Raw genomic sequence first — 24,248 nt, forward strand, 5'->3', positions numbered from 1 at the left:
CAGGAAAAATGAAAAAGATACTTTTAGTGATACTATTGTCCGCTCTAACGGTAATGGATACACGTGCCTGTGATATCTGCGGCTGTGGGGTAGGCAGTTATTACATCGGCCTGCTGCCGGATTTCAAGAAACGCTTTATTGGCCTGCGTTACCAATATAAAACCTTGCGGTCGCACCTTGGGCCGGGCGGCGCCACTTCTTATCTCACCACTGATGAAACCTATCAAACTGCGGAGCTATGGGGTGGGTGGAACATCGGGCAACGTTTCCGCGTGCTGGGTTTCCTGCCAGTCAATTTTAACCAGAAAGATAACCAGGGCGTGAGGCAGCACCAGTCAGGCCTTGGGGATATCGCGGTGATAGGTTACTACCGCCTGCTCGACAAACAACACATGCTAGGCAACAAACTACTCGTTCATTCTCTCTGGCTGGGCGCTGGCGTCAAGCTGCCTACGGGCCGTTACGAGCCTGCCGTAAAGAAAGAAAATGAAGATACGCCCAACAATTTCCAACTGGGCACCGGCAGTACCGACTTCACCCTGAATGCCATGTACGATATCCGTTTGATGGACTTTGGCATCAATACTAACCTGAGTTATAAGATCAATACCAACAACCGTTACGATTATCAATACGGCAACAAATTCACGGCCAACGTACTGGCCTACTACAAAATACGGCTGGCGAACAAAATAAGCATCGCGCCCAATGCTGGTATCCTCTACGAAACCGCGAAGAAAGACACCGACGGCAAAACCGTTACTGTCGATATTTCCGGAGGCTACTCGGTCATGGCCACCGCCGGCCTCGAAGCTACCATCGGCCGCATATCCATCGGCGGCAACTTCCAGCCAGTGCTCTCCCAACAACTCGCCGATATGCGCGTTAAAGCCGGTAACAGGGGCATGGCGCATGTGACGTATTTATTTTAGCGAATGTTGTCTTTGCTCAGGATTATAAGGATTGAAAGGATTACCAGGATTTTCGAATTTATTGATTTTCGGATTTATTGATTTAATCGAAGCGGAGATAGGTTGTTCATCTCCGCTTCGATTAAATCAATAAATCCGAAAATCAATAAATTCGAAAATCCTGGTAATCCTTTCAATCCTTATAATCCTGAGCAAAGACAACATTCGCGCTACTCCCGGTCTTTCTTGAACAGGTATACCGGGTCGTTGTCCACCACAAATGCTGTAACGAGCTTCCAGCCCTGGCGGCCGATGTAGTTGAGGGCATCGGTGGGGGAGTCGAAGTACATGAGGTGGCCGGTGCTATCGCGTACCGGGTTGGGATTCAACAGCGATTTGATAGGCTGGCCGTAGTCGGCTTGCATGGCTACTCTTTTCTTGAAGGAATTGGACCTGATAGTAACATGGCAGTAGCGTTCTGATGTTTGAGCGGAAGATTGGGCTTTGGCAACTACAGTAAGGCATAGCAGTGTAGTTAATGTGAGCAATGAGCGCATGGTTTTATATTTATGAATTTTTGGATTTTCGAATTTAGGGATTTAAACAAATCCGAAAATCCAAAAATTCTCACATTCTCACATTCTCACTTCACTTCTGCCAGGTATTTATGTACGAAGCTGATGGCCATAGAGCCTTCACCAACGGCGGCGGCTACACGATTCATGGCGGTGGCGCGTACGTCGCCGGCGGCAAAGATGCCAGCACAGCTGGTTTCCAGCAGGTAGGGGTCGCGGGATTGCTTCCATATTTTGTTGAAGGTGTCGTATTTTTTCAGTTCGCGGCCTGTTTCGATAAATCCTTTTTCATCGCGTATGATGTTGCTGGATATCCAGTCGGTGAATGGTTTGGCGCCGATGAAGATATACAGTGCGCCGGCGGCTTCGGTGGTGGTGTTGCCGGTATTGATGTCGCGCACTATCAGCTGTTCCAGCCTTTCTTTTCCGAGGGCTTCCGCTACCTCTGTTCCGGGCCTCACTTTGATGTTGGTGGTGGCATTGATCTGATCTATCAGGTAAGACGACATCGTGCTGCTCAGATCATCTTTGCGGATGAGGATATAAACCACTCTGGCAAATTTGGAGAGGTACATGGCGGCTTGTCCGGCAGAGTTGCCGCCGCCAACGATGAAAACGTCTTTGTCTTTGCAGGCGGTGGCTTCGGTCATGGCTGCGCCATAATAGATGCCGGCTCCGGTGAAATCCGCTATCCCTTTGGTGTCCAGCGTTCTGTAGTCTACGCCGGTGGTGATGATCACACTGCGGGTGTTCACGGTGGAACCATCTTCCAGCTGTATCTTTTTATAGCCGTCTACCTGTTCGATGCTGTTCACGGCCTGTGGCGTGATAAATTCGGTGCCGAGCCTGGTAGCTTGTGTGATGGCTCTGCGCGTGAGTTCTGAGCCACTGAGGCCTGTAGGGAATCCGAGATAGTTTTCGATGCGGGAGCTGGTGCCTGCCTGTCCGCCAGGGGCGCGCTTTTCGATGAGCAATGTTTTCAATCCTTCGGAAGCGCCGTACACGCCGGCGGCGAGCCCTGCGGGCCCTGCGCCGATGATCACCACATCATACACTTCATGTTTGATCTGCGGGTTGAGGCCTACTTTGCGGGCCAGCTCAATGATAGAAGGAGCAGAGGCCCAGGTGCCGTCTTCAAAAAATACCAGCGGCAGCTCTTTGGTAGAGCGTTTATTGAGTGATAACAACTGCTGGCCTTCTTCGGATACCTGTACATCCAGCCATTGATAGGGAATGAGGTTGCCGGCAAGAAAATCCTTGATGGCATGCGATTGCTGCGAATACTGGTAACCTACTACTTTGATGCCTTTGAAATCAGGATGGTAGCCGTTTTGCCAGTCGTCGAGCAGTTCGTCGATGATGGGATACAGTTTTTCTTCCGGCGGGTCCCAGGGCTTCACCAGGTAATAGTCCAGCTGTACGGTGTTGATGGCCCTGATGGCGGCTTCGGTGTCGGAGTAGGCGGTGAGCAATACCCGTTTGGCTTCGGGATAGTATTTACGTGCGCGCTCCAGGAAACTGACGCCATCCATTTCGGGCATGCGTTGGTCGGAGAGGAAGAGCGCGATGGTCTCTCCCTTGTTTTTGAGTTCGAGCAAACTGCTCTCTGCTTCTTTTACGGACGCAGTGCTGATGATCCTGTAGTGTTCACGGTATTTGTTCCGGAGGTCCCGGACGATAGCGCGTAACACCTGCGGGTCGTCATCTACACATAATATAATGGGTTGTGTCATATATTTAAATATACAGATTATCCATTGATCGGCAGCGCTACGGTAAACTGTGTGCGGCCCGGTACAGCGCTCACTTTCAGGTTACCTTTGTGTTGCCGTTTCACGATCTGCGAAGTGATATCGAGGCCAAGGCCCGTACCCTGGCCGATAGCTTTGGTGGTGAAGAAGGGATCAAAGATCCGGTCAATGATATCGGGTGGGATACCCGGCCCGTCATCGATGATATCTACCGCCACACAGTTGTGGCCATCTTTGCGGGTGATGATCTCCAAAGTGCCTTTGCCATTGGCTTCCATGGCATCGATGGCGTTATCGATGATATTGGTCCATACCTGGTTCAGCTCACCGATATGGGCATTAACGGGCGGGAGAGTAGTATCGAATTGTTCTTTCACTGTAATATTGCCTTTCCTCAGTTTGTGTTGCAGCATCACCAGCGTGTTGTGAATGCCGCTGTGAATATCCGCGAATTGTTTGTCGTGGCCCTGGTCCATATGCGTGAATGTTTTCACAGAGCCCACCAGGTCGGCAATGCGGCGAGAGGCAGCTTCTATATCAGTCACCATTTTTTCGGTGATGAGGTTATTGTTGATCCAGTTGAAGACGGGAGAAGCGAATTTTTCCGGGACGTGTTGATGTACCTGCTCGAGATGAGCAACCGTAAAACCAAAGTCGACAAGGTTTTCCGCCAGTTCCAGGGCATTGTTGATGTGATGGGCATCGAGCCAGTCGGTGAGCGCATCTTCTCTCTCTGAACGCTCCATCATCGACAGCGCCGCTACGGGACCCTGTGCGATCATCTCAAATAATATTTTATTCACGGCGTCTACGTCGTCCGGTGGAATATCCATAGACAGTATCTGCTTGAAGGCTGCCGGCACGAGTTGCAGATGATTTTTTAAAGATACGGCGCCGCGCACTACGGCGGCAGCGGGATTGTTCAGCTCATGTGCCAGTCCGGCGGAGAGCTTGCCCAGCGCCATCATTTTCTCATTCTGTTGTTGTTGGGAGGTGAAAGTGCGCACGCGGTTGGTCATCACATGCACCAACGCCTGCGTGAGCTCATAATGGTGATGGATCAACTCAGACATGCGCGCTACCGGGAAACGTAGCAGCTTCAGGTCTTCCAGCACTTCGCAGGTGCCGAGGGTTTTTTTCATGCGGGAGAAGGGAAGCACGCCAGTGATGGATGGCGCTTCCATCATCAGTATTTCTCTTTGTTCATTGTTCTGCACGGCATATACACGGGCGCGGCCACCGAGAACGATTACCATAAACTCCGCAGGGTCGCCGGCACGAAAATAGATATCTCCTTGCGGCACGAGAAGGCATTCGCTATTGTCTATCAGCCACTGTAGCTGGTCTTCGGGCACATTGCCGATCTCTTCGATCGCTTGCAGCTGGCGGGTGGTAACCTGTTCCATGATAGTAAAGTGTGACCGCTAATTTACACTTTACCGTGGAAAAATGAGCAGCGGGATGGTGCTGTTCCAGGCCAGTTTCTGCGAGATACTTTTTTGGAAGATAGACAGGATACTGTTCTTTTGTTTGTGCAGGGTGATGATGAGATCGGCCTGATGGGTGGCGGCAAAATCGTTGATAGTGCCGGCGATATCTTTGTCTGTATCATAATGATAAGCAGGCTGGTATTTGTCGAGCAGCTGGTGTAGCAATGCGATCTGGTCTTTAACTTCAGGTGTGTAGCGGTCGTTGTTGGCGATGTTGAGCACCAGCAGTTGCAAGTGCAGCATATCCAGCAGTTGCAGCAGTTGGTCTTTCGGCGCTTCCTCGATATTGTCGAGGTCTACAGCCAGCACGGCTCTCTTGGGCAGGGCGAGGCTGCTATCGCCGGGAATCAGCAGCAGTGGCAGTTCGCAGGTGTTCATGGTGCGGATGGCGGTACTGCCGATGAGCACTTTTTCCAGGTTGGATTTGCCTTTCATGCCCATCACTACCACATCGGCCTGTTCTTCATTGCCGACAACGTTCACCACGTCTGTAACAGGCAGCTCGCTGCTGACGTAGTGAATGGTTACATCAGGGCCGGTGATGGCGGAGAGGTTCCTTCTTAATTGCTCGAGATAGTCGTTGCTGTCTTTCTGAAGATCAGGAAGACCTACTACAGCCACGGGTTCCGGGGCAAGGGCGGTAGGGTTTACAAAGTAGCTGTTCAACAGGATCAGTTGGCGGCTCTTGTAATGTTTGGCAAGGAAAGCGGCATATTCCGCTGCATGAAAGGCGGCATCAGAGAAATCGGTCAGTACGAGAATGGTCTGCATAAAAGATAGATTTGTGTCTGATGCTAGAACAAACGAACAGGATTATAGTTTTATGTAATTTTCATTTAAATATTAAATTATGCAAGCCATTGTTATTACGATGCCCGGCGCGCCGGATGTGTTACAGTACCAGGAGCGGGAAGTGCCGGTGGCAGGGCCTGGCGAAGTATTGATAAAGGTGGGCGCTGCCGGGGTGAACCGTCCGGACGTGGCGCAACGCAAGGGTCATTATGCACCGCCTCCGGGTGCGCCGGTGGATATACCCGGACTGGAAGTGGCCGGTGTAATAGAAGCCTGTGGCGAAGGCGTGCGCCAATGGCAGGCAGGCGATAAAGTATGCGCGCTGGTGGCAGGCGGCGGTTACGCAGCATATGTGACAGCGGTAGCTGAGCATTGCCTGCCGGTGCCGGCAGGCTGGAATTTCGTGCAGGCGTGCACGTTACCCGAAACCGTTTTCACGGTATGGCACAATGTTTTTCAGCGTGGCGGTCTGCAAGCGGACGAGCGCCTGTTGGTGCATGGCGGCAGCAGCGGCATCGGCATCACAGCGATCCAGCTGGGCAAGGCTTTCGGCGCTAAAGTGTTTGTGACCGCAGGCAGCGCCGCCAAATGCGCGGCCTGTGAGGAACTGGGCGCTGATATCGCCATCAACTATCATGAGGCCGATTTCGAAGCAGTGCTGCACGCCGAAGGTGTTGATGTGATATTGGATATGATCGGCGGTGATTACATCCCCAAAAATATCCAGCTGCTCCGCACGGATGGCCGCCTGGTATTTATCAATGCCATGCGTGGCGCCACAGCTACCCTCGATGCCATCGCGGTGATGCGCAAACGGCTTACCATCACAGGCAGCACCTTGCGCAACAGGGAGCATGCCTTCAAAGCTGCGCTGGCAGCGGAAGTGAAAGCCAAGGTATGGCCGCTGATCGAGGAAGGCAAGTTCAAACCAGTGATCTACCAGACCTTCCCATTGAAGGATGCCGCCAAAGCCCATGCCCTCATGGAAAGCAGCGAACATATCGGGAAAATTGTACTGGAAGTGTAGGACTTTTATTTACTTTGACGCCAAACAACACCCTGATGAACACCGACTGGAACTGGTTCTTTAGCTCCTTTTGCCAGAGCGCGGCCGCGCTCATCGGCATCATCGCGGCATTCCTGATATCAAGGCTCATCGGTCTTAATGAAAAGGTACATGCCATCATCTCCGGCTTTGAAGAACTGGTGATAGACCGTAACAAGATCCTGCACAGCCTTGGCCAGCGCCGTTTCCGCTGGTATAACTCCACTCTCATGCAGGTCAGCACGCACCTGCGTGACGAAATCCGCGCCGGCGAATTTGATGATCTTTCCGATATCGATATCCTCGAAAAAATCTATTCAGAAGACGACCGCCTCTATAAAGCCAACGACGTAGTGCTGAAAACATTTCATGAGTTGTATGAGAGATACCGCCACCCGCAGGCCACAGAGCTGCCGCTTACACATGCGCTCTCCGAAAACATCCGCAAGGAAAGGGAATTGATAGAACAGCTGGAAGTGGAAACGCGCAAACTGATACTGCTCTTCAAAAAGAACGAACAGGAACTGCGGGTGTTCAGCGATACTTTCAAACCGGTGAGCCTGATCATTATCGTGCTGATGATCGCTTTTCCCGTTACCGTGATCTATCCCCTGCACTTCCTGCCGGTAACAGGTAACAAGATGCCTGATGCCGACTGGTATCCGCTGCCGGTGTTGTCATCCCTGTTCAGCCTGAAGAATTTCCTTCTGCTCTTCTTCTTCATCACCATAGAAGGCATCTTCCTGCATTTCCTGAATATGAACTACAAGATGAGCCGGGAGATCACTGCCGCGCTGGGCAAGCATTCCCGCGATTTTCAACAGATAGAATGGTATTCGCCTTATCTCGGATCCTGATGCGTAACTGGACTACCAAACAGGTGGATTCTGGACTAGTAAAGTGTGCCAGTAAGTTTCGACTTTTGTATCGTTAAAACAATATTTGGATATGAACACTACGACTAGCAAATCCACCGCTATTGCACAATTATATCTCCGCCTGGCATTGGGCATCGACTTCCTGGTAATTGGCCTGGACCGTGTGGGCGCCTGGGGGCCTTACGGCGCAAAATATGTAAGCTGGGGCGATTGGGAACATTATTTCGCCTATGCCAAAACGCTGATGTTCTTTCTGCCGCTGCCACTCGCCAAACTGCTTGCCGCTACCGCCACTGTATGTGAAATTGTTTTCGGGGCCTTGCTGGTAACGGGTTTCCTTACCCGCTGGGCGGCTATCGGCAGCGGCATACTCACCCTCTGTTTTGCCCTGTGTATGGCGGCGGCCAATGGTATCACCTCTCCAATTGGTTACTCCGTATTTGTGGTGAGCTCCTCCAGTTTCCTGCTGGCCACCTTGCCTTATCATAAATGGAGCATCGACACTTTTTTGAAAAACCGATAAACGATCAGTAAATGTTATTGAAGATTGCCAGAACCTACCGCACCTCTTTCACCGGCCTTAGCAGGGAATCGTGGTTACTCAGCCTGGTGCTGTTGGTGAACCGTTGCAGCACGATGGTGGTGCCTTTCCTGAGTATGTACCTCACACAAAGCATGCACCGCAGTATCGCGGATGCCGGCCTCGTGGTAACATTATTTGGCGTGGGCGCCGTACTGGGATCCACGGCCAGCGGCTATTTCATCGACAGGCTGGGATTCAGGGCCGTGCAGATCGCCACCTCGCTGATCGGCGGGCTGCTCTTCATTGCATTTGGTTATATCTCCAATTTCTCGGTGCTCTGCGGCATGACCCTGCTGCTGGCCTTTGTGGCAGAGGCTTTCCGGCCGGCTAACGTGGCGGCAGTATCGGCCTACTCCACACCGCAGAACCTTACCCGTTCTTTTTCGCTCAACAGGCTGGCCATGAACCTGGGCTGGGGCCTGGGCAGCTCCCTGGGCGGTATGCTTGCCGCTATCAACTATCACCTGCTCTTCTGGGTGGAAGGCGGCGTATATATTATCGTGAGCCTGATGATCGTTACACTGTTGCCTGATACGCATCTTCCCAAAAAAGAAAAAGTAGCGGCCTTGCCCGCAGCCGATACATCATCTCCCTGGAGAAACCCTTTCCTGCTGCGTTTCCTGTTGTTGATGGTATTATATAGTTCCTGTTTTATACTGATGTTCCGCCTGGTGCCGGTGTTCTGGAAAGAAAGCCTGCATATCAATGAATCCGTGATCGGCTTGCTGCTGGGATTGAACGGGATCATCATTGCCTTGTTCGAGATGGTGATGGTGAAATACCTCGAAACCCGCCGCAGTGGCACTTATTACGTGATTGCGGGATTGGTGGCCACCGGTATCGGTTACGCTTTCCTCGCCATGCCGGCCTTTGCGCCGATGGTGATGGCGCTGGGCGCCGTGCTTTTCATCACCATCGGGGAGATGCTGGCCCTGCCTTTCGTGAACACCATCGTGATGGGCAATGCACAGGAACATAACCGTGGCAGTTATGCTGCGGCCTATTCCCTCACCTGGTCCATCGCGCAGATCATTGGACCCGGCGGCGGTGCGCTGGTGATCGAAAAATATGGCTACGTTCCGCTCTGGGCCTTGCTGGCATTGATCTGTATGGCCTGCGCCGGCGGTATGCGTCTGTTGTTGAAAAAGGAAGCATAATCGCTTATCTTTACCGGTAGCTGCAAACCTCTTACGCATGGACAGGAGCATACCGGTGAACGATAAGATCAGCGCGGATCAGCACATCAAGGCGGCGGAGTTCCGCAAGGACATCCGTGTTACGCGCCCTCATCGTCATAAACAATACTTTGAAATTGTATACCTGTCGCAGGGCAGGGGCCATCACTGGATCGACGGCGTTTGCTATGAAGTGAAGCCTCCCGTGCTGTTTTTCATCAACCGCGAACAGGTACATTACTGGGAACTGGACCACGAACCTGAGGGCTATGTGGTGATACTCAAAAACAGTTTCCTGCAACAATCGCGCGATGAATCGCTGAAACAATTGCTGCATCAATTATGGCATGCGAACTGCCTTTACCTGAAAAAAGATACGGTGCCGGAAGTCTTATTCCCGCTCTTATGCGCGCAGGCGGGGGAGCGTCATGCCTATCAGCCTTATGCGATGGATGGCCTGCTGAAGGCGCTGGTGGCGCATCTGCTACAGGCCGGGCGCGGGCATTTCAAGCATAGCGGCCTGCAAACGCAATTGTACGCGCGGTATATCGATCTGCTGCTGGCACATCCCGCTGCGCAAAACCCGGTGAACCATTTTGCGGCGCAATTAAATACTTCCTCACAAAACCTGAATGCGGCCTGCCGCAAGGCGGTGAATAAATCTGCCAGTGATATCCTCGATGATTTTATCATCAATGAAGCCAAACGTTTGTTATTATATACAGATGAACATGTGGGAGAGATCGCCTACCGGCTGAATTTCAAAGACCCTTCGTACTTCACGAAATATTTTAAAAAACATCTTTTTACAACGCCGGAAGAGTACCGGAAAGCGGGTTTTCAAAATTACCATTTATGATCCGGTATTTACCATAAAAAATAGTGGAAAGCAACGTTCTTTACAGCCAATATCGCATCGGTCATGAGCCTCTTCTCTTTTTTTCATTTTTGCCGTCGTACTATGCTGGCAGGTTGCAGCCTGGTTATTTTCGGTCAGGCTATAGGCCAGCAGCGGCTCATCTCTATGAAGGAGGCTATTACGCTGGCTACGCAGCAGCAGCAGTTGCAGGCCATGCAGGGCCAGGCGCTGGCCAGCAGCTATGAGGCTGCCCTGGCGAAGAATTCGCTCATGCCTGACCTCAGCGCTGGCTACCAGGCGGGCTATGCTACTTATAACAATATCACCGGCATGAATTACCCCGGCCTGATGATGCCGATCACCGGTCCGCCATCCAGCGGCAACCGTTATGATCCCGTGGCAGGTACCGCGGCCGCTTTGTTACTGAAGTGGAGCCCTGTTACCTTCGGGCAGCGCAAAGCCGCGGTAGACAAGGCCATGGCGCAGTTCCATCTCTCCAACAGTCAATACAACAGTGAAGCATTCCGCCAGCAATACCTGGCGGCCTATACCTATCTCGATGCAGTGTACCTGCAAAGCCTGCTGCATAGCATGGATGCGAACATTGTCCGCACAGAGGCCGGATTGGCGCAATCGCTGGTACTGGCGCATGAAGGCCTGCGTGCAGGCATAGATACCATCCAGTTTCAATCAGTGCTGGCGCAGGCCCGCATGGACCGCATCAACACCCTCCGCCAATATCAGTCGCAGCTGCTGGAGCTGGCGCGCCTCGCAGGATTGCAGCAGTTGCCGGAAGATATTGCGTTGACAGACACCTTGCTCATTACTAAGGTTCCCGCCTATACGGACACCGTAAGCAGTTATGCACAAAACCCTGTATATAATTATTACACCGCCCGGAAAGCTGTGAGCATGGCCGCTTTGCATGAAGTGAACACCGCCTGGCGGCCTCGCCTGGATATATGGGCCAATGCCTATTCCCGCGGTTCCGGCGTAGCGGCCGATGGCGCCGCACATGCGGCAGATGGCTGGTCGCTCACCCGTAATAATTTCGGCGCAGGCGTGCAGGTGAGCTTTCCCCTGTTACAATTTTCACAGGTGAATATCAGGAAGAAGCAGTTCAAAGCCTTGCTGAAGGCCGATGAGCAGCAGTTGTCGCAGGTATCCTTCAACCTCCGGCAACAGTTGCAGACAGCGCAATATAATTACCGTCAGAACGCACAGGCCGCGCAATTGGCGCCTGTGCAAACGAAAGCGGCATCCCTGGCCTATGAGGGATTGAAGGTGAGCTATGCTGCCGGTCTTACGGATTATTCGCGGCTGATACAAGGGCAGTACGATCTGCTGAAAGCAGAAACAGCTGCAGCCGCAGCCAACCTGCAAGTGTGGCGCTCCCTGCTGGAAATCGCCACGGTGGCGGGCGACATGCACCTATTTACCGATCAATTGAAATAAAAGAGATGAAAATAATTGTTGCAGCCCTGAGGCATCCGGTAACGATATTGGTAGCAGTGATGGCTATCGGGCTGTTCTCGTTTTTGTCGGTCCGCAATGCGAAGGTGGATATCTTCCCGAAGATGGGCCTGCCCACGGTGTACGTGGCGCAGCCCTATGGTGGCCTTTCTCCCGAGCAGATGGAGGGCTTCGTTACTTCTTACTATGAATACCACTTCCTTTATATCACCGGCGTGAAATATGTGGAGTCGAAAAATATACAGGGCGCGGCGCTGATCAGGATCGTATTCAACGAAGGCACTGATATGAGCCAGGCCATGGCAGAAGTGGTGGGCTATGTAAACCGTGCGCGCGCCTTTATGCCGCCCGGCACCGTACCGCCTTTTGTAACCCGTTTCGATGCCGGCAGCGTGCCCGTAGGACAATTGGTGTTCAGCTCTGAAAGCCGCTCCCTCAGCGAGATTTCAGACCTGGCCTTATTCCGGGTGCGACCCATGTTTGCTACTTTGCCCGGCGTGTCGGCGCCGCCGCCATTTGGCGGTAACCAGAAAACAGTGCTGGTGACGATAGATCCGGAGAAGCTGCGCAGCTATAATCTCTCGCCCGACCAGGTGGTACAGGCGCTGGTAAAATCCAACAGCATCACGCCGGCGGGCAACCTGCGCATGGGAGATTCTACTTTTCTCACGCCGCAGAACAGTGTGATAGAGACCTTGCAAGACCTGCAAAATACGCCACTGCAGAGCGTTAGCGGCGCTGCTGTTTATATCCGCGATGTGGCGGCGGTGAGTATGGGCGCTGATGTGACAACGAGTTATGCTTTGATCAACGGCAAACGTTCCGTTTACATACCCGTTACTAAAAGAGCCGATGCTTCCACCTGGGATGTAGTGCAGCGGGTAAAGGCCGCCCTGCCTGATATGCAGGCGGCTATACCAGCGGATATCAAAGTATCGTATGAGTTTGATCAGTCGGGATATGTGATCAACGCGATCCGCAGCTTGTTGTTTGAAGGCGGTCTCGGCGCGCTGCTCACGGGTTTCGTGGTGTTGTTATTCCTGCACGACCGCCGCAGCGCATTGATCGTGGTGCTCACGATCCCTTTGGCATTGTTATCGTCTGTCACGATATTATATCTCTGCGGGCAAACCATCAACATCATGACGCTGGGAGGTTTAGCTTTATCGGTGGGGATATTGGTAGATGAAGCGACGGTAACGGTGGAGAATATCCACCGGCATATGGAAACGGGCAAACGCAAAGCGAGAGCGATTGCAGATGCCTGCCGGGAGATCGCGGCGCCCAAGCTCCTGATATTGATCAGCATACTGGCAGTGTTTGTACCGGCATTTTTTATGAGCGGCGTGCCGCGGGCCATGTTCCTGCCGCTCTCGCTGGCTGTGGGTTTCGCGATGATCGCGTCGTTTATCCTTTCGCAAACATTTGTGCCGGTGATGGCGGCTTGGCTGTTGAAAGATCATCTCCCAGCAAAAACTTCTTCTCCTGATAAAATAAAAAACAGGTATCTCCATATCATCAGTAAGAGAGAAAAAAATTATCGTCTTCCGGCAATCGCATTCCTGTTGCTTTCTTTTTGCCTGATGATCCTCTTCTTCCGTTTAACCGGCGCCGCCTTGTTCCCGTCTGTAGATACAGGACAAACGCAAGTTCGTTTACGCATGCCCGTAGGAACGCGTTTTGAACGGACGGAAGATGCCACCCGGCGCTTGTTACAGCTGACGGACAGTATCGCGGGGAAAGGTAATGTAGAGATCACCTCGGCGTTTATCGGCACGCAGCCATCGAGTTACCCGGTGAACTATATTCACTTGTGGACCAGCGGCCCGCATGAATCTGTGACGAGGATCCGGCTGCGCGAAGGCGCCATCCGTATCGCTGATTTCAGGGAGCAGTTGCGCGCTGCTGTCAAACGCGATATCCCCAAAGCCAGGATATCTTTTGAGCCTGGCGACCTGGTGGAACAAGTGCTGAACCTCGGTACCACCAACCCGGTGGAGATTGCGGTGCTGAACCGCAACCTGGCCGAAGGCCGCAAAACGGCGCAGCTGCTGGTACAAAAACTATCCGGCATCTCTACGCTGCGCGATCTGCAGATCGCCACACCGCTGGACTATCCCGCAGTGAGAATGGAGATAGACCGCGTAAAAGCAGGACAGCTGGGCATCAGCGCCGATCAGGCCGCGAAGGCCCTGGTAACGGCCACCACTTCCAGCCGTTTCACTGCACCCTCATACTGGCTGGATAAAGCCACTGGCACGGCTTACCAGGTGCAGGTACAATATCCCGAATATCGGATGAACAGTACCGCGCAACTGGAAATGGTTCCCGTGTCTGGCGGAGTAGGCGCCACTCATTATCTCAGCGAGATCGCCAGCTGGAAACGGGTGAACATGCCCGGTGAATATGACCGTCTTAACCAACAGCGCTATATTACCATCACCGCCAATATTGCCACTTCAGATGCGGGCAGCGTATTCAAAGCAGTACAGCAGCAGATCGATTCGTTGGGCAAATTGCCCAATGGCGCCAAAGTATTGCTGCGCGGGCAACCGGAGCTGCTGGCGCAAACGCTGGATAGTTTACAGTTCGGACTCCTGATTGCTATTGTGGTGGTATTTCTGGCGATGGCGATATACTTTCAGTCATTTCGTATAGCCCTTACCGTATTATCTGTATTGCCGGCGGTGGTAGCGGGATCGCTGCTGCTGTTGTGGCTTACGGGGCAGTCGCTGAATATACAGTCGTATATGGGAGCGATCATGGCGGTGGGGGTATCGGTAGCGAATGCCGTATTATTTATCACCAGCGCTGAAACCTGGCGGCGGCAGTCGGCCGCGGAGCCGCTGTATCATGCTGCTGGCATGCGTTTCAGGCCTATCATCATGACGAGCATTGCGATGATTGCGGGGATGTTGCCGATGGCGCTGGGCCTCACGCGAGGAGGCGATCAGGCGGCGCCCCTGGGCATTGCCGTGATAGGAGGCCTCGTCGCCTCTCTTGTCAGCGTATTATTCTTCCTGCCGCCGGTATACCAGTGGATCATCGGCCGCAGGCCTTATCAATATATCTCCCTTGATCCGGATGATGCAAACAGCCCATATTATGAAGCATCCTTATAAACTGGCGCCGCTGCTGCTATTGCTGGCAGCGTGCCACCAAAGCACTTCGCCGCCGGCAGCGCAGGCCAACGCAAAAGATACCATAGCGGTATTCCTGCTGAAGGCTGATACAGTGCGCAAAAACACCGAGCTGCCCGCGGAGCTGATACCCTTGGAGCAGGCTGATCTGTCGGCCAAGGTGCCAGGCTACGTTAAAGAGATAAAAGTGGATATAGGCGATCACGTTAGTAAAGGTCAGCTGCTGGTACTGCTGGATGCACCGGAAGTGCGCAGCCGCTATGCCGAATCGGAGGCGGGCCTGCAAAGCGCCAAAGCGCGCTGGGCCAGCAGTACTGACAACTATGAACGACTGCTCCGTGCATCGCAGGCCAATACGCCCGGTATAGTGGCGCCGGTGGATTTGCAACGCAGCCGTAACCAGATGCTGGCCGACAGCGCCGCCTACCTGGCGGCCGTGAGGCAATCGCAATCTTATAATGATATTTCCGGCTACCTCACGCTGCGTGCGCCTTTCGACGGGGTCGTCACCGCGCGCAAGGCCGATCCCGGCGCGCTGGTAGGCCCCGGCGCCACCATCCTCACCGTGCAGAACAATCGTACGCTTCGTGTACGCGTGCCCGTGCCCGAGATATACGCCGGCACTGCCGCCATCAGCAAAGAGATCACTTTCCGGGTAGATGCCTATCCTACGAAGTTGTTCCATGCGGCGCCAGCACGGAAAACGGCCGCCATCGATCCGGTCACCCGCACAGAGCTGTGGGAGTTCCGGTATGATAATGCTGCTCAGGAGCTGAAGGCCGGCGCCTTCGCCTTTGTGAAACTGCGCATGGAAAGGCCAGAACCCTCGATGATGGCGCCTTTCAGCGCCGTAGCCACCACACAGGAGCGCCGCTTCGTAATACGTGTGAAAGATAACCAGTTACAATGGATAGATATCCGGCAGGGCATGACGAATGACAATGGTATAGAGATATTTGGAGACCTTCACCCGGGCGATACTTTGGTGGTGAAAGCCAGCGATGAGCGAAAGCCCGGCAGCAGCGGGTATTGGAAGTTGCAGTAATTTTCGTGTATTCGTTGCCGTAATATCCGGAAAAGAGTTGTATATTTCCTATACGACCAACGCGAACGTTATAAAGCTATGACCATCGAAGAATTTGTACACCAAACTATCCGGCGGATAGCGGAAGGTGGCTATTACCATGAAATAGAGCGGATATTGAGGGATGCCATTCTTTCTCTGGAAACTGACAACAAGCAAGAATATCTTAACAGCCTGCAAATAGCGCTGGAAGGCGCTGTGCCGGTTTCAGAAAATGTCAGCTATTATTACGCGATGATGTGCCTGCGGAATTTTTCGCTGATGCAACGCGAGAGTAAAGCGCACCTAAACTGAGCGGCGATACTCTTCTCTCAGCAAGGCAAACATGTTGATATCAAAGAATTTTCCATTCCAGAGCATCCACTGCTTCAGCAGGCCTTCGTGATGAAAGCCGCTTTTAGCCAGGATGCGCTCTGAAGCTGTATTGCCCGGCATTACCTCCGCCTCGATACGGTTCAGGTCCAGCACGTCAAAACCAAATCTGACGGCGGCCTGCAGCGCTTCTGTCATCAGACCTTTGTTCCAGTGTTCATACGCCAACGCATATACGAGCACGCCTTTGTGCCCGTTGGTGAAAGTATTGTAACCGATGGTGCCTATCATAGCGCCGGTATCTTTTAGCCGGATGCCCCAACGCAGGCCCAGCCTGTCTTTGAAGCGGCGTGAAAACCAGTCGATCACCGTGATCAGGTCTTCTTTCTGCGTCATCGGCATCACGTTATAATATTCCGTTACGCGCGGGTCTGTCATCAGGGTAAACAGCTCCGCGCTATGTTCGTGCGTGAGCTCGATCAGGTCAAGCCGGGCCGTATGTAGTGTAGGAAAACTGGTCATACTGTAAAGTAGAATTTTTCAGGGAGATAATGATGTAACTTTAATAAAACCTCCTGTGATGAAAAAAGTAGCCATTATCGGCGGCCAACGTGTACCCTTTGTAAAATCCTTTACGCACTACGCCCGTGTTTCCAACCAGGATATGCTCACCGCCTGCCTGCAATCGCTCACAGATCGTTTCGGCCTTTCCGGCGAAAGGATCGGCGATGTAGCGCTGGGCGCCATCATGAACCGCTCCACCGATTGGAACCTCGCAAGGGAATGTGTGCTGGGCACCACGCTTGATCCGCATACGCCAGCCTATAGCGTGGTACGCGCCTGTAGCAGCAGCCTCGATGCTGCCGTACAACTGGGCCACCGCATCGCAACCGGACAAATAGATACCGCCATTGCCGGCGGCAGCGATACCAACAGCGATCTGCCGATACTCTTCTCCAAACAGTTCAGCTGGAAGATGATAGACCTGCGCCAGGCGCGCACTTTCGGGGAGAAGCTAAAAGTGCTGTCGGGCTTTCGTTTCAAAGACCTGAAGCCACAATATCCTTCTATCGTAGAACCACGCACTGGCTTATCGATGGGACAGCATACCGAGAAGATGGTGAAGGAATGGAACATCTCCCGCGAAGCGCAGGACGAGCTGGCATATCATAGTCATATGAACGCTGAAAAGGCTTACCAGGAAGGCTTTTACGATGATCTCGTATTTCCGTTCAAAGGTGTGAAGAAAGATACGATCATCCGTCCCGGCACCTCTATGGAGCAATTGGCGAAGCTGAAGCCGGCCTTCGATTTCAGCGGGCAGGGCTCACTTACCGCCGGTAACAGCACTTTATATTCTGATGGTGCGGCTGCCGTATTGCTGGCGTCGGAAGAGTATGCGCAATCCCGCAACTGGCCGGTGCTGGCCTATCTCGCCGATGCTGAATCTGCTGCGGTGGATTATGTACATGGTGAAGGATTGCTCATGGCGCCCACCTATGCCGTAGCCCGCTTGTTGAAACGCAATGGCCTGCGCTTGCAGGATTTTGATATTTACGAGATACATGAAGCCTTCTGCGGGCAGGTGCTTTGCACCCTCAAAGCCTGGGAAGATGCGGACTATTGCCGCAGCAAACTGGGCTGGGACGGGCCTTTGGGCAGTATCGACCGCAGTAAGCTGAATATCAAAGGCGGCAGCGTAGCGATCGGTCATCCTTTTGGTGCTACCGGTGCGAGGATATTGGCGCAAACCGTCAGGATACTCCACCAGCGCGGCGGCGGACGTGCATTGATATCTATCTGCACGGCCGGCGGCATGGGGCTCGTTGCCATCGTGCAACGTTAGTATTTGCGTACCTTTATACAAATTACCTTTATGGGATCACAAGCTGTACAAGGACCGCTGTGGGACCGTCACGCCAAAGACTGGGCCAGCATCCAGGAAGCCACTGCTATGCCGGGCTACCGTTATGTATTGGATAAGCTGCATCTTCAAAACACCGACCGGCTCCTTGATATCGGCTGTGGCTCCGGCCTGTTCTGCCACCTGGCTGCCGGCGCCGGCGCATTGGTAAGCGGCATTGATGCCAGCGAAGCGCTCATCGATGCGGCTATGCACCGCGACAATACCATCGATTTCTTCGTCGCCGATATGGAAGAACTGCCATTTGATGATCATACCTTCGACATTATTACCGGTTTCAACTCTTTCCAGTTTGCCGCCGATCCGCACCACGCGCTGGCGATAACGCACCGCATATTAAAAAATGATGGCCGGATCGTTGTGATGATCTGGGGCAATTATTCCGATTGCGAGGCCAGCGCCTACTTCCAGGCACTCGCCCGTCTGTTACCACCGCCCTCACCCGGAACACCAGGCCCATTCGCCCTTTCCGAAGACCGCTCATTGGAAAACCTGCTCGAATCCGTTGGCTTCATCATCACAGAACAGGAAGACATTCCCATTGTATGGCACTACGAAAATACTGATATCGCACTCCGGGGCCTGCTCTCCGCTGGTCCCGCCACCAGAGCCGCTGACCATGCCGGCGCCGAGGCCGCCCGCCATGCCATAGCTGCGGCTATTAAACCTTTCACACAAGCCAACGGACATGTGGTAATGCATAACAAATTCAGAGTAGTGTTCGCGCGAAGGCTGTCTGGCTCAGGATTTAATGATTGAAAGGATTGCAAGGATTTTTTTGCAGGATTAAAAAAGATTAAGGGAGATTGGCGGGAAGATCAACGAGGTTCCAGCCCTTGAAGCGCTCAAAGCGCTTCAAGGGCTATCTTCGCAAATATCTTCCCGCCAATCTCTCTTAATCTTTTTTAATCCTGCAAAAAAATCCTTGCAATCCTTTCAATCATTAAATCCTGAGCCAGACAAACTCCGCGCAAATCCGTTTAATCTTGCTATATTTCCGGGAAATGTTTAACAATGATCAATCATCAGCATCAGTTGCGTACCGTTAACGTAACCCGTTACGTGACGCCGCTGAGGGAGGGAGGCTCGATGCCGGCTATTGCCGAGGCGGACGATGGCTTTTTATATGTGCTCAAATTCCGTGGGGCCGGACAAGGTATTAAAGCGCTCATCGCCGAATTGATAGGTGGTGAAACCGCGCGTGCGCTTGGCCTCAAAGTGCCGGAGCTGGTATTTGCCAGTCTGGATGAAGCTTTTGGCAGAACGGAACCCGACGAAGAAATACAGGATCTCAACAAAGCCAGCGTAGGCCTTAACCTGGCGCTGCATTACCTGATGGGCTCCATCACTTACGATCCTTCCGTTGTGAAAATAGATCCTTTGCTCGCATCGAAGATCGTATGGCTCGATTGCCTGCTCACCAATGTAGACCGTACGCCGCGCAATACCAATATGCTCATGTGGAACCGGGAGCTGTGGCTGATAGACCATGGCGCCTCCCTGTATTTTCATCACAACTGGAGCAATTGGGAAGAGCAGGCCAAACGCCCTTTCGTGCAGGTAAAGGACCATGTGCTGTTGCCGCAGGCATCCCGCCTGGAAGAAGTGGATACTACTTTCCGTCAATTGCTCACAGAAGAAAAGATCCGGGCTATCGTAGCGCTGGCGCCCGACGAATGGCTGACCGCAGAAGATACGCCGGAAGCCACCCGCGAGGTATATATCCGTTTTTTGATGACACGTATTGCTAACGCAGATATTTTTGTAAAAGAAGCACAACATGCAAGAGAAGCACTTATTTGAGTATGCCGTAATACGCATCGTGCCAAGAGTTGAGCGGGAAGAATTTCTCAATGTTGGTGTGATCCTTTATTCCCGTCAGCAACGTTTCCTGCAAACGCTGATCACGCTGGATGAGGCACGGCTGCGGGCCTTCAGCGCTGCGGCAGATATTGCCGAAATAAAATCCTACCTGCACGCCTTCGAACAGATCGCAGCAGGCAACTACGCTTATGGACCTATCGCACAGCTGGATGCCGCGGCCCGTTTCCGCTGGCTTACCGCCACCCGCAGCACCGTGATACAAACATCCAAAGTGCATCCCGGCTTCTGTGGCGATACGCAGGCGGCCCTGCAAAAACTACATGCGGAGCAGGTATTGTAGGCTATCAAAATTTTTTACCCTATGGAGAAAAACCGCCTAGAAGCATTTTCCGACGGCATCTTTGCGATCGTTATCACCTTGCTCATCCTCGAAGTAAAAATACCGGAGGTAAGCGACGACGCCCTCTGGCCGGCGCTCCAAGCGCTCGCACCCCGACTGGCCAGTTTCCTGCTCAGCTTCGTGATCATCGGCAGTTACTGGGTGGCGCATCACAGCCTGCTCGTATACGTAGAACGTACCGACCGAAACCTGCTATGGTTAAATATTCTGGTATTGCTCACCGTTGTATTCCTGCCGTTTCCGGCAGCATTACTCGGCCAGCATCCCGGCAAACTGGCCACCATTGTCATATACAGCGTGTCGCTCAGCCTGGTGAATACCACCGATACCCTCCTGTGGCGCTATGCCACGAAGCACCCGAAGCTCCTCAAAAGGAAGCTGTCGACCCGTTTCATACGCAACATCACCCTGATTCACATGAGTCCTGTTATCGTATATGCGTTAGCGATAGCCGCTTTCTTTATCAGCCCGGTCATTTCTTATTTGCTTTACGCGGCTGTGCCGCTATTTTTCATGGTGCCCAACCCGGTGATGAAGCGGATTTTATCTGGCTCAGGATTTAATGATTGAAAGGATTACCAGGATTTTTTTACAGGATTAAAAAAGATTAAAAAAAGATTGAGGAGAAGATCAACGAGGTTTCAGCCCTTGAAGCGCTTTGAGCGCTTCAAGGGCTATCATCGCGAATATCTTCCCGCCAATTTTTTTTTAATCTTTTTTAATCCTGTAAAAAAATCCTGGTAATCCTTTCAATCATTAAATCCTGAGCTAAACAACCTTCGCTTTCTTCGCTATTGCCAACTGTGAATCGTAATATTTCTGGAGGAAATGATAGATCACCAGTTCGTGTTTGCGTTGGTTGGATACTATCATGCGGTTCAGGAACATGTGGATGTAGCTGGAGAGGAGGTCATTGCGGAGCAGGAGCTTATTGCCGGAATGTGCGTCTATGGCGGATTGTATCCTTTGGGAGCGGATGGTGAAGAGGGCGATGGCCTCTTCGATGCCGTTGGCTTCGTCCTGGGATGGGTCCATGATGCTGGCAATGCGGCGCATTTCTGCGCGGTATTTATCATTGAGCTGGTTGTGTAAAGGTTTGCCGCCACCAAATTCTTCGAAGAAGTTTTTTTGCAGCAGTTGCAGCAGCTTGCTTTTGGCGGGGAGGTCATAGCCGAAATCCCGCAGCAGCATGTCGATGCCGCGTGCGGCAAGGAGCCAGCGGTATTGTTCGCCTTCTTCGCCATCGAGGAGGTCGAGGAAGGAGATGACGCTTTCGCTGTCGTAGTGGAATACGGACTCGCTGAACAGCATGGTGTCGGCGCCGTAGCGCTCTATCTCTCTTTCGTAAGTATCTGTTTGTATGCGATAGGAGAGGCCCTGGTCTGCCAGCGGTTGCAGGCAGCTGTAAAGGGCGTCCAGCGTGGCTTTCCAGAAATCTTTGTTGCTGCCGTGGTGGAAGCGGATGCGTATGTGGTTATCAGGATCGCCGTAGCGGAGGAAGAACCATTGGTCGATGATGCCGGCTTCCATCAGTTCGGTGGTGAGCGGCCGCAGGGCCTGTTTCAGGATACTTTCCGCGCTGGTGGTGCCGCAATATATTTTTACGTATAGCCATTCGCTGCCGGGGATGAATTGCCTGCGGGGCATTTGCGCCGGCGGCGTTAGTATGGATGGCGTATGAGCGGCGGCGGCAACGCTTTGTTTCAGCGGGATGATGAGTTCGTGCACATGAAGGCCGTCCGGGCCTTCCACCCAGCATTGCCCCTCGCCAAAGGTGAACTCTTCCAGGGTGAGCTTTTCCTTTTTGATCAGGTTGGTGGCCAGCAGGTGTATGCAGGAGGCGTTGTCGAGGTCGATGAGCAGTTCATTGTCGCCCTCGGCAATCACGACATAGCGCGGCAGGTCGAGCTGCTGGCGGATGCGCGTGAAGAGGGCGACGTAATCCGTTGTCTGTTTTTGCAGCAGCTCGGGATAATCTTTTTTCTGTAGTATCCAGGTGCATTTGCTGAGCAGTATTTTTTTATAGACCACACGTGGCAGGAAGCTGGCTTCTGCGGGCAGCTGCCATTGCCAGATGACCGGCCCGCTGAGTCCCTGTGATTGCAGGTCGCAGAGGAAACGGTAGGCGAGCAGCCCATTCCTGAAATTGTGGGCGGTGCTGAGGCGTGGTATAATTATTTTGTTGAGCTTCTTTGAACGCAGTACAATTTTATTCTGACGTACGCTCACGAGCAGATCGCTCAGGGGTATCTGGTGTGATGCCGGCGTGCTGCTGTTGGAGAGGTACACAATTTCGTAGGGGCGTAAGCGTGGTCGCATGAGAATGTTGCCGGTGCGGGCTTCCGGGAGATGCACAATTTCGGCGAAGATGGCATCGGGATCGCTGGCTTCTTCACTGCGGAGGGCGTCCATCACTTTTTGTGTGAGGGTATCGTCGCCATGGCAGAACCTTCCGAGGAGGTTGGCCGCAGAAGGGCCGCTACAGCCGTTGAGCGAGAAGAGGTAGTCGCCCGCATCTATGGCGGCGGCACTGTTGGCGAGCAGGCTGCCCATCAGGTAGGTGCTGTAGGGCGGCGTGGGCGGGTCTTTATGTTTGAGTGCTTCGAGATGTTCATCAGTGAGGATGATCTCTTTGCGGTGCTCTTTTAAGCAACGTTGTAGCTCCTGTAACTGGAATGCCTGCATTTTGCTGCGCGGCATGCTGTCGGTGGTGGCGTTGCCGGGTGTGATGATATCGTCTACCAAAGGAGTATGGTCGCCACGGCCGCCACTGTGGCTGGCATAGCCGATACCGGATTCACTGTCCAGCGCAACCGCCAATGGTACTTCCTGTTCTTCAAAGCGTTCGCGGAAACGCTGCATGAAATCCTGCAGGTCATTGTTCTGGTTGGGTAAAGATAGTTTCCAGAGCTGATCTACCTGTTGGGTGATATCCTTGATGGCGGCTGAACTGATGGTATTGGTGTGTGTTTGCAGAAAGAGGTCTGTTTGTATCAGGTCTTTGTTGCTGGTTTCCGGCAGGATGGATTTTACCAGCTGGTGCGCCGTAATATATTTGGCGGTGCCGTGCGCGGGATCCTGTAATAATTCGTGTATGCGTTGCAGTGAGTGCGTAAAATTTTCACTGCCGGGTATGTTGGCGAGCTGGCGGGAGAAATAACTGAAGAACTCTTCACCGGTAACGGTGGGTTCCAGTGCGCTCACCAGCAGCTGGCTGTCTACCAGTTCCTGTACAAAGTCGCGCGCTTCTTCAGGCGTGATGTCATCCGCTACGATGCTTTGGCTCAATGCCTCGAGGGTGGCGCCACTGGCGGCTTTCAGGAGGATGATCTCCAGGTATTCCGTGGCATTGACAGAGGTAAGGTAATAGTGCCGGTATTTATCTTTGATCGTATAGGCGGCATATCTCCAGGTGCTGCCCATTTTATACAGGGAGCTGTTGGGATACCAGGTAAGTTGTTCGCGTATCGTTGGCGTGGCGGTGATGGTGGCGGCGAGTTCCGCTACGTAGTTCATATCCAGGCGGCTGTGTTTTTTATGCAGGTTTCTTTCCTGCAATTGTACCGCAGTATGGCTGCCGAAGGCGCCGGTGGCGCATCCGGCGAAGAGGCCATAGGGCGTACTTCTGCTGCTCATACGCAAAAGATAACGGAAGAGCGCGGACGTTAATTTATCTTCTTCTCTCGGAGAAAAGGGAATGCCTTCCAACCATTTCAGCAATTCCTGGTGCAATTCAGGAGAGGCAATATAAATGGCTTCCTGTAAATAAGGATCGGTGAGTAACTGCTTTAAAGTGGCTGCCAGCGCGGCATGCGGCAGATTGTTGAACCGGTCGAGAAAATTAAATGGTAAAAGCGGTGTCCTGATTAAATAGAAGTCTTCGGCTATCGTCATAACGCTACTATGTTGAATGAAAATGAAGATAAGGGTTTGCTGTTTTAAAAAAAATCACGCTTTTACGTGATTGGTGGGTCCATGAAATGTGCCTACATTTATTTCATCAATCCTGTTATCAATGAAAATCCTTTGGTG

Annotated in this window: 21 protein-coding genes; 15 read left to right on the forward strand and 6 right to left on the reverse strand. The window is 52.7% G+C overall.

Annotated elements, in window-relative coordinates; translation table 11 throughout:
• The first annotated feature begins 8 nt into the window (after positions 1-8).
• Positions 9-932, forward strand: a complete 924-nt coding sequence (locus FPG75_RS12110; protein WP_143307119.1) for a transporter — start codon at positions 9-11, stop codon at positions 930-932.
• Positions 933-1,141: 209 nt separating this feature from the next.
• Here the strand turns inward: FPG75_RS12110 and FPG75_RS12115 are convergent, their stop codons facing one another.
• The 4 genes from FPG75_RS12115 to FPG75_RS12130 all read right to left on the reverse strand — a co-directional run bounded on the left by FPG75_RS12115 (position 1,142) and on the right by FPG75_RS12130 (position 5,498).
• Positions 1,142-1,468, reverse strand: a complete 327-nt coding sequence (locus tag FPG75_RS12115) for a hypothetical protein (RefSeq protein WP_143307120.1) — start codon at positions 1,466-1,468, stop codon at positions 1,142-1,144.
• Between the two features lie 86 nt (positions 1,469-1,554).
• A complete protein-coding gene (locus FPG75_RS12120; RefSeq protein ID WP_143307121.1) occupies positions 1,555-3,219 on the reverse strand; it encodes a response regulator in 1,665 nt (554 codons plus the stop codon).
• 17 nt (positions 3,220-3,236) lie between these two features.
• A complete protein-coding gene (locus tag FPG75_RS12125; RefSeq protein WP_143307122.1) occupies positions 3,237-4,643 on the reverse strand; it encodes a sensor histidine kinase in 1,407 nt (468 codons plus the stop codon).
• 30 nt (positions 4,644-4,673) lie between these two features.
• On the reverse strand, positions 4,674-5,498 hold the full coding sequence (locus tag FPG75_RS12130) for a universal stress protein (RefSeq protein WP_143307123.1): 825 nt from the start codon (positions 5,496-5,498) through the stop codon (positions 4,674-4,676).
• A 79-nt stretch (positions 5,499-5,577) separates the two neighbouring features.
• On the opposite strand from FPG75_RS12130, the gene FPG75_RS12135 reads away from it, so the two are divergent.
• The 9 genes from FPG75_RS12135 (at position 5,578) to FPG75_RS12175 (ending at position 16,050) form a co-directional block, all read left to right on the forward strand.
• A complete protein-coding gene (locus tag FPG75_RS12135) occupies positions 5,578-6,546 on the forward strand; it encodes an NAD(P)H-quinone oxidoreductase (protein WP_143307124.1) in 969 nt (322 codons plus the stop codon).
• A 35-nt stretch (positions 6,547-6,581) separates the two neighbouring features.
• On the forward strand, positions 6,582-7,421 hold the full coding sequence (locus tag FPG75_RS12140) for a hypothetical protein (protein ID WP_143307125.1): 840 nt from the start codon (positions 6,582-6,584) through the stop codon (positions 7,419-7,421).
• Between the two features lie 91 nt (positions 7,422-7,512).
• Positions 7,513-7,965 carry a DoxX family membrane protein gene (locus FPG75_RS12145; RefSeq protein ID WP_143307126.1) on the forward strand — a complete coding sequence of 151 codons (453 nt, stop codon included), beginning with the start codon at positions 7,513-7,515 and terminating at the stop codon, positions 7,963-7,965.
• A gap of 11 nt (positions 7,966-7,976) precedes the next feature.
• The gene (locus FPG75_RS12150) at positions 7,977-9,182 is read left to right on the forward strand and encodes an MFS transporter (protein ID WP_143307127.1); all 1,206 of its coding nucleotides are present in this window, start codon (positions 7,977-7,979) and stop codon (positions 9,180-9,182) included.
• A 37-nt stretch (positions 9,183-9,219) separates the two neighbouring features.
• A complete protein-coding gene (locus tag FPG75_RS12155) occupies positions 9,220-10,059 on the forward strand; it encodes a helix-turn-helix domain-containing protein (protein ID WP_143307128.1) in 840 nt (279 codons plus the stop codon).
• A 63-nt stretch (positions 10,060-10,122) separates the two neighbouring features.
• On the forward strand, positions 10,123-11,514 hold the full coding sequence (locus FPG75_RS12160; protein ID WP_143307129.1) for a TolC family protein: 1,392 nt from the start codon (positions 10,123-10,125) through the stop codon (positions 11,512-11,514).
• A gap of 5 nt (positions 11,515-11,519) precedes the next feature.
• Positions 11,520-14,654: an efflux RND transporter permease subunit gene (locus tag FPG75_RS12165; protein WP_143307130.1), complete on the forward strand. Its 3,135-nt coding sequence runs from the start codon at positions 11,520-11,522 to the stop codon at positions 14,652-14,654.
• Positions 14,638-15,717 carry an efflux RND transporter periplasmic adaptor subunit gene (locus FPG75_RS12170; protein WP_161596770.1) on the forward strand — a complete coding sequence of 360 codons (1,080 nt, stop codon included), beginning with the start codon at positions 14,638-14,640 and terminating at the stop codon, positions 15,715-15,717. Before FPG75_RS12165 ends, FPG75_RS12170 begins: the two co-directional genes overlap by 17 nt.
• A gap of 78 nt (positions 15,718-15,795) precedes the next feature.
• Entirely contained in the window at positions 15,796-16,050 is a 255-nt protein-coding gene (locus FPG75_RS12175; protein WP_143307132.1) for a hypothetical protein, read from the forward strand.
• Here the strand turns inward: FPG75_RS12175 and FPG75_RS12180 are convergent.
• Positions 16,042-16,590, reverse strand: coding sequence for a GNAT family N-acetyltransferase (locus FPG75_RS12180; protein ID WP_143307133.1), 549 nt, complete (start codon positions 16,588-16,590; stop codon positions 16,042-16,044). The two genes, FPG75_RS12175 and FPG75_RS12180, sit on opposite strands and share 9 nt — an antisense overlap.
• A 58-nt stretch (positions 16,591-16,648) precedes the next feature.
• On the opposite strand from FPG75_RS12180, the gene FPG75_RS12185 reads away from it, so the two are divergent.
• The 5 genes from FPG75_RS12185 to FPG75_RS12205 all read left to right on the forward strand — a co-directional run bounded on the left by FPG75_RS12185 (position 16,649) and on the right by FPG75_RS12205 (position 20,786).
• Positions 16,649-17,914 carry an acetyl-CoA C-acetyltransferase gene (locus tag FPG75_RS12185; RefSeq protein WP_143307134.1) on the forward strand — a complete coding sequence of 422 codons (1,266 nt, stop codon included), beginning with the start codon at positions 16,649-16,651 and terminating at the stop codon, positions 17,912-17,914.
• Between the two features lie 30 nt (positions 17,915-17,944).
• Positions 17,945-18,751: a class I SAM-dependent methyltransferase gene (locus FPG75_RS12190; RefSeq protein ID WP_143307135.1), complete on the forward strand. Its 807-nt coding sequence runs from the start codon at positions 17,945-17,947 to the stop codon at positions 18,749-18,751.
• A 255-nt stretch (positions 18,752-19,006) separates the two neighbouring features.
• Positions 19,007-19,795, forward strand: coding sequence for a HipA family kinase (locus FPG75_RS12195; RefSeq protein WP_143307136.1), 789 nt, complete (start codon positions 19,007-19,009; stop codon positions 19,793-19,795).
• Entirely contained in the window at positions 19,773-20,156 is a 384-nt protein-coding gene (locus FPG75_RS12200) for a DUF3037 domain-containing protein (RefSeq protein WP_143307137.1), read from the forward strand. Before FPG75_RS12195 ends, FPG75_RS12200 begins: the two co-directional genes overlap by 23 nt.
• Before the next feature lie 21 nt (positions 20,157-20,177).
• Positions 20,178-20,786 (forward strand): TMEM175 family protein, encoded by a 609-nt coding sequence (locus tag FPG75_RS12205; RefSeq protein WP_143307138.1) that lies wholly within the window; start codon positions 20,178-20,180, stop codon positions 20,784-20,786.
• Between the two features lie 198 nt (positions 20,787-20,984).
• Here FPG75_RS12205 and FPG75_RS12210 read toward each other — a convergent pair whose 3' ends face one another.
• Positions 20,985-24,110: a lantibiotic dehydratase gene (locus tag FPG75_RS12210; protein WP_143307139.1), complete on the reverse strand. Its 3,126-nt coding sequence runs from the start codon at positions 24,108-24,110 to the stop codon at positions 20,985-20,987.
• Between the last annotated feature and the right edge of the window lie 138 nt (positions 24,111-24,248).

Origin of the sequence: Chitinophaga vietnamensis (assembly GCF_902167635.1) — a bacterium.
Classification (GTDB): Bacteria; Bacteroidota; Bacteroidia; order Chitinophagales; family Chitinophagaceae; genus Chitinophaga; species Chitinophaga vietnamensis.